5 protein-coding genes are annotated in these 6,704 nt (G+C 44.2%); all 5 read right to left on the reverse strand.

Going from position 1 to position 6,704, the window contains the following annotated elements:
• Positions 1-179: 179 nt before the first annotated feature.
• Entirely contained in the window at positions 180-2,471 is a 2,292-nt protein-coding gene (locus RDQ32_RS01445) for an alpha-galactosidase (protein ID WP_308578841.1), read from the reverse strand.
• Positions 2,472-2,486: 15 nt separating this feature from the next.
• The gene (locus RDQ32_RS01450) at positions 2,487-3,326 is read right to left on the reverse strand and encodes a carbohydrate ABC transporter permease (RefSeq protein ID WP_308578842.1); all 840 of its coding nucleotides are present in this window, start codon (positions 3,324-3,326) and stop codon (positions 2,487-2,489) included.
• A gap of 13 nt (positions 3,327-3,339) precedes the next feature.
• Positions 3,340-4,245, reverse strand: coding sequence for a sugar ABC transporter permease (locus tag RDQ32_RS01455; protein WP_308578843.1), 906 nt, complete (start codon positions 4,243-4,245; stop codon positions 3,340-3,342).
• Positions 4,246-4,298: 53 nt separating this feature from the next.
• Complete coding sequence (locus RDQ32_RS01460) at positions 4,299-5,642, reverse strand: sugar ABC transporter substrate-binding protein (RefSeq protein ID WP_308578844.1); 1,344 nt, start codon at positions 5,640-5,642, stop codon at positions 4,299-4,301.
• Between the two features lie 210 nt (positions 5,643-5,852).
• A partial coding sequence (locus RDQ32_RS01465) for a sugar ABC transporter substrate-binding protein (protein WP_308578845.1) occupies positions 5,853-6,704 on the reverse strand: 852 nt, incomplete at its 5' end.

Consider the following 6,704-nt stretch of genomic DNA (forward strand, 5'->3'; position numbering starts at 1 on the left):
GAACGCTGCTCCTCCCCCAAAAAACAGCCAAAGGGATCTTTTACAAAATCTACAGTTTGTCTTTCCATCCCAGCAAAAAGAGAGGGAGACCGGAATTAAGAAAAAGAAAAGGGCTCTTCTCTTTGCTTTTCTCCATAGACTCTCCTCTCTCTACCTCCTACATTTATTTTTCTTTCTCCCTAAGACTTGGCATCAATCTTGAAAAGGATGGAGGCAAAGTCTCCTCCCTTTCTGCTTAAGTCATCCCTGGAGATAGGAATTCCCACTTCCATAAGCTCGCTGCCATAAGCCTGATAATCCAAGCTCTTCTTTTCCAAATTAAAGGAAGCATGTAAAACAGGATTTTCCAACCTTTCCAAGCAGGGGCTTAAATCAGCCTGTACTCTGTAAAGACGGTCCTCCTCCAAGCCCTTTAGCTTAAAACGAATCCAGGAAGCATTCACATGATTTAAGGTCTGGAAATACATGGCCAAAGCTTGATCCTTCTTAGGAGATACCACCATAAAGGCAGTTTCATTTCCCTTGAAAGGAGAACGAAGGCGATAAAAGTCTCCGTCGATCTGAATCAGCTTCCGATACTCCTTCATAAACTGAATCTGCTTCTTCACCTCTTCAATTTCCTTCTCCGGAAGAAGATTTAAATCCAGCTCATAACCGAAGGTTCCGAAGTAAGCCATATTGGCTCTGGTTTCCAATGGGGTATTTCTATAAAGCTGCTGGTTAGGTACCTGCGATACATGAGAACCGATACTGACAATGGGGTAAGCAATGGAGGTTCCGTACTGAATCTTTGCTCTCTCCGCCGCATCCGAGTCATCACTGCACCAGGTCTGGGGAGCATAATACATCAGTCCCGCATCATATCTGGCTCCTCCGCTGGCACAGGATTCAAAAAGCACATCCGGGAACTCCGTAGTCAGGCGATGATACAAATCATAGACTCCAAGAATATATCTATGCATCATCTCTCCCTGTCTTTCCGCATCCAGTGCAGCAGAATAAGGCTCGGACATATAGCGGTTCATATCCCACTTAATATAGGAAATGGAGGACTCTCTAAGAATCTTTGCCATCTTTCCGTAAATATAGTCCACAACCTCTTTTCTGGAATAGTCCAGTACATGCTGGTGTCTGGCATGGCTTGGGAAACGTCCGGGAGTAGCAATCATCCAATCCGGATGAGCCCGGTACAGGTCAGAATCCATATTGACCATTTCCACTTCAAACCAAAGACCGAACTTTAGTCCCAGAGCCTCTACCTTCTTGGACAGGCCTGCAATTCCCTGGGGAAGCTTTTCCAAGTTGGCATCCCAGTCCCCAAGGCCTCTGTAATCATCATTTCTCTTTCCGAACCAGCCGTCATCCAATACGAAAAGCTCCGCTCCCACTTCCTTTGCCTTCTTAGCAATGTGAAGAATCTTCTCCTCGTTAAAGTCAAAGAAGGTAGCCTCCCAGTTATTTAAAAGAATCGGACGTTCCTGATTCTTGTATTTTCCGTGCATAAGGCGGTTTTTAAAGAAGCGGTGATAAACCTGACTCAAACCGTTCAAACCGTCCTCGGAATAGGCCATCACCACCTCAGGACTTTGGAAGGACTCTCCCTCTGAAAGGCAATAGGAGAAGTTCTGAGGATTTATTCCCAGCATTACTCTGGTCATATCAAAGGTGGATACCTCTACCTGTGAGAGGAAATTCCCGCTGTAAACTAGGTTAAAGCCATAAACCTTTCCCTGATCCTCATTGGCATCCGGACGAAGCAGGGCAATAAAGGGGTTATGCTCCGCACCGGAACAGGTACCGTTTAAGCTTTGAATACCTTGAATCCCCATTTCCAGTTTTCTGGTTTTTACATAGCGCTCTCTTCCCCAAGCTCCCGCCAAATGAAGCATGGTAAAATCTTTATCCAAGAATTCCACACTCATACTGAGGGCCGCCTCTAAGTGGATTTTTTCCGCTCCCATTTGGGTAAAGCAGACATTTCGGCAAAGCACCGGATAGTCTCTATAAAGGGTATATTCCAAACGAAGCTCTGTCTCACTGACAGCATCTACCAGGAAAATATCCAAGGTCAAAGCTTCATCATCCGCCTCCACATAGGACATCGGTAAGGGCAGGTAGCTTGGCTTTCCCTTCTTGATTTCATAGCCCCGATAGCGGAAGTCGGATACCCTGCTGCCGTTTTCCTGCAAAATGGAAAAGGCAGGACTGCGATAGTCTCCTGTTCCATAGGAAGGATATTCCTGGGTGGCATATTGCATGGAAAGTGAGCCCGGCTCCGGGATACATACGCTCATCTGAGAACGCTGAGCCTCTTCATGGAGAGAGGAAAAACCTTCTCTATCATGGATTCGCTTTCCATAATACAGATGCTCCAGCTGCTCATTCTCCATTACCCGCATAAGGTAGGATATCTTCTCGTTATATAAATGAAAAACTCTTTCTTTTTCGTGAAAAACAATATCAAAAGCCATTCTACTCCTCCAATCCTAGAGCTTACCGCCACTGGTGGCAATTCCTTCAATGAATTGCTTCTGGAACAAAACATATAAAACGATCATCGGAACACAGGCAATTAGGGATGCCGCCATCAGTTCCGGGAATTTCATCACATACTGCCCCTGCATCTTTGCCAAAGCAGAGGATAAAACCAACATATCCTTATCCGTATTTACAATCATGGGCCACATCAAATCCTTATAGGCAAAGAGGGCTGTAAAAATCCCCAGTGCCACCATGGAAGAACGCATCAAAGGCATCATAACGAAAAGGAAGGTTTGTCCGATATTACAACCATCCAGTCTGGCAGCCTCCTCCAAATCCTTGGGAAGTCCCATAAAGCCCTGTCTTAAAAGGAAGGTTCCAAAGGCAGTAACCAGTCCCGGAAATACCAAAGCAAAAATCGTATTTAACATTCCCATCTTGGAAACCATTAGATACTGAGGAATCAAAAAGACCTGATTCGGTACCATCATTTGGAATAAAACAAGGGAAAATGCCAGGTCTCTTCCCGGAAAACGGAGTCTGGCAAAGGCATAGCCCGCCATAGTTGCCGTTACCACCGCACAAAGCACTCTAAAGAAAATCAAAAGCAGGGTATTTCTATAGAGCAAAAGGAAATCCATGTTGGCAATAACCGCCTTGAAGGCATCTGTTCGCCAAACCTTCGGGAAGATAATAAAAGGATTCACGGAGGTTGCCTCTGTAGTACTCTTAAAGGCTGTCAGTACCATCCAGAAAAAGGGAACCAACATGGTAATGGAAATCAATACCAGTGTAAGATGCACGACAAAACTACTGATTTTTCTATTTCTCTCTAAGCTATCCATAGGTACTCCTTTCTTAATTATAGTAAACCCACTTCTTCTGCCCGATCATCTGTAACACAGTAACCAGTAAGGTCAGAAGGAGGAGCACCACCACAATGGTTGAACCATAACCGATATTTTTGTTTACAAAGGAATACTTATAGAAAAGATATACCAAAGACTGGGTTTTTCCCAGTGCCGGGTTGGTGTTATCAATTACCATATAAATCAAGTCAAATACCTGTAAACTGGCAATGACTCTGGTTACCAAAACGAAGAAAATTGTGGGCGAAAGTAAAGGCAGGGTAATGTTAAAGAAGCTGGAAATACCGGTTGCTCCGTCAATCTCCGCCGCCTCGTAATAATCTCCAGGAATTTCCTGTAATCCAGCCAGGAAAAGTACCATGTTATAGCCTAAGATGGACCAAATACCGATTACCGCAACGCTGTAAACGGCAATACTTGGGTTACTTACCCAGTTAATTTTGCTATGAAAAATATGGTTTAACAAACCGAAGTCGGAATTGTATAACCAACGCCAAACCATGGCAATAGCAGCAGGTGCCGCCACCATAGGCAGGAAGATAATGGTTCTATATACCGATCTTCCCTTGATTTTCTTATTTAACAGCACTGCCAAAACCAGGGAAATAGCTATGGAGAAGGGGACTTCCACAATCGCATAACGCACCGTATTCAACAGGGCCTGCCAGATTTCCTTATCTGCAAAAACCTTCTGGTAATTTTGCAAGCCAACAAAAATATTTCCTCTACCAAAGTCTCCCGTCTTAAAGAAGCTTTGATAAATGGTGTTGATAATCGGTATAATATTTAAAACCACCAAGCCGATTATCGTTGGCAGGATAAATAACCAGCCCCAGATAAATTCGTTTTTCTCTCTACTGGTAAACGAAAAGCCTTTCTTTTTCTCTTCCGCCATAGCTACTCCTTTTCTACTAAATACCGGACTTCAAAGTTTGTTTTTGCAACATCTTACTTCCCGTGCTCCTCAGCAAGCTTCTCATTCATCTGTGCCGCCATCTTTTTACAAGCTTCCTCCATCGTCAGCTCTCCGGTATATACCTTAGTAACCAACTCTGCATTGGCATCCTCCCAGCTTACTGTACTTCTGGAAAAAGGAAGAATCTCCATATCTTCCATCATATTAAGATATGCCTGTAAATTAAAGGGAGCACTTTTTGCCCATGCTTCGGAAGTTCCCTTGTAAGCGGACATGGTAATACCAAGCTCTGCCTGCTTTCTCTGTGCCTTTTCAGATCCCATATACTCAATCAGCTTCCAAGCCTCTTCCTTATGCTTTGTATTGGCTGCAGCAGCCCATCCTAAACCATTGTAGATGGACACTCTTCTTCCGGTCACTTTATCCTTGGGAAGCTCTACGCAATCCGCATTGGCCAAGCTGAAATCATTCTTCTTATGGGCCGCAATCATCCAAGAGCCCTGGGTAATCATTGCCACCTTACCGGACTGGAATAAAACATCTTCAGAGTTTTCGGACATGGTCTCTGCGGAAGGAATCAAATCTTCCTTAATCCAGGTCTCCAAAATCTGCATGGCTTCAATACTCTTCGGATCGTCATAGCCGGATTTTGTCTTGTCATCATTTAGAATATATCCGCCTCTGTCCAAAATCATATTATAATAGCCTGCCTGATCATTGTTTGGCTTTAAGCAAAAACCATACTGAGAACCATCCGGCTTCTTTAACTTTCTGGCAGCTTCCGTCAAGTCATCCCAGGTCCAGTCTGCTGTAGGATAAGCAAGGCCTGCCTCATCAAACATCTTCTTATTGTACCAAAGAGCAATGGTATCAATGTCCTTTGGCACCGCATAGTCCTTGCCCTCATAACCGTAAAGACTCCAGATGTCTGTTGGGTAATACTCCTTTTTAATTACTTCAGAATTCTTAATATAATCCGTCAAATCCAAAAGCATGCCGTTACTCATGTACCGCTCCGACTCATTGGAATGCATCCAGAAAACATCCGGTAAAGAGCCGCCCTGGGCAGCCGCTTCCATAGCCGTCCAATAATCCGCCCAGCGTACAACGGTAATCTTCGTTTTAATTCCTGTTTCCTTCGTGAAATCTGCCATGATTTCTTCCAGTCCGGGCTCCTGATTGGTATCCCAGATGGATACGGAGAGAGTTACGTCCGAATTGTTTTCTCCCTCTGCTTTCGCAGTTTCCTTTGCGCTCTCCCGGGCTGTTGTTTTGGAGCTCTCCGAAGAATTTCCCCCGGAATTATCCGTCTTCTGTCCGCAGGCCATCAAGCCTAAAAGGCTTAAGCCCATTGTCAATGCGTACTTCCTTAACATACTTGCCTCCTTTTAAAAAAATTGAAAGGTAAGCAAACAGGTATTCCCGAGGATAGCTCTTGGAAATTTTAGAAAAAGAGGCTGTAAAAAAAGAATTCATCTTTCGTCCCTTCTTTTTTCACAACCCCTCTTCTATACGCAATCGACCCTGGTACTTTTCTTTTAAACGAGTATCGCACACTACGCGTGCGATACTCGTTAAGGATCAAATTACTTCTGCTCTTCTGCAAGCTTTTCATTCATTTGTTCTGCCATCTGCTTACATGCTTCTTCCATAGTAAGCTCTCCGGTATAAACCTTGGTAATGATTTCATTATCTGCATTTTCCCAGCTTACAGTACTTCTGGAATAAGGACGAATTACCATGTCATCCATCATGTTCAGATAAGCCTGCAGGTTAAAGTTTGCACTCTTTACCCATGCATCGGAGGTTCCCTTGTAAGCGGACATGGTTACTCCAAGTTCAGCCTGCTTCTTCTGTGCCGGCTCAGATCCCAAATACTCAATCAGCTTCCATGCTTCTTCTGTGTGCTTACCGTTCTTTGCGGCAGCCCAGCCTAAACCGTTGTATAAAGAAACTCTCTTACCTGTTTTAGCATCCTTGGGAAGCTCTACAATATCGGCATTCTGCGCTGTGTACTCATTAGCCTTATAGCTGGCAATCATCCAAGAGCCCTGAGGAACCATAGCTACCTTTCCGGACTGGAACAATACTTCCTCTCCGTTCTCGGACATAGTCTCAGCGGATGGCATCAAGCCTTCTTTAATCCAAGTATCTAAAATATTCATTCCTTCGATGGTCTTTGGATCATCCCATCCGGACTTCTTCTTATCATCACTGATAACATATCCGCCCTTATCATAAATCAGGTTATAATATCCTGCCTGATTGTTATCCATCTTCACTGCCAAACCGTACTGAGATCCGTCAGACTTTGTCAGCTTTCTTGCGGTTTCTGTTAAATCATCCCAAGTCCAGTCGGAAGTAGGATAAGGAACCCCCGCCTCGTCGAAAAGCTTTTTATTGTACCAAATGGCAATAGTATCAACGTCCTTAGGAAC

This window comes from uncultured Oribacterium sp., assembly GCF_902481605.1.
GTDB lineage: Bacteria > Bacillota > Clostridia > Lachnospirales > Lachnospiraceae > Oribacterium > Oribacterium sinus.

Bases quoted from the DNA above. Each gene is read 5' to 3' on its own strand.
- RDQ32_RS01445 (WP_308578841.1), bottom strand. From the start codon at position 2,471: ATGGCTTTTGATATTGTTTTTCACGAAAAAGAAAGAGTTTTTCATTTA.
- RDQ32_RS01450 (WP_308578842.1), bottom strand. From the start codon at position 3,326: ATGGATAGCTTAGAGAGAAATAGAAAAATCAGTAGTTTTGTCGTGCAT.
- RDQ32_RS01455 (WP_308578843.1), bottom strand. From the start codon at position 4,245: ATGGCGGAAGAGAAAAAGAAAGGCTTTTCGTTTACCAGTAGAGAGAAA.
- RDQ32_RS01460 (WP_308578844.1), bottom strand. From the start codon at position 5,642: ATGTTAAGGAAGTACGCATTGACAATGGGCTTAAGCCTTTTAGGCTTG.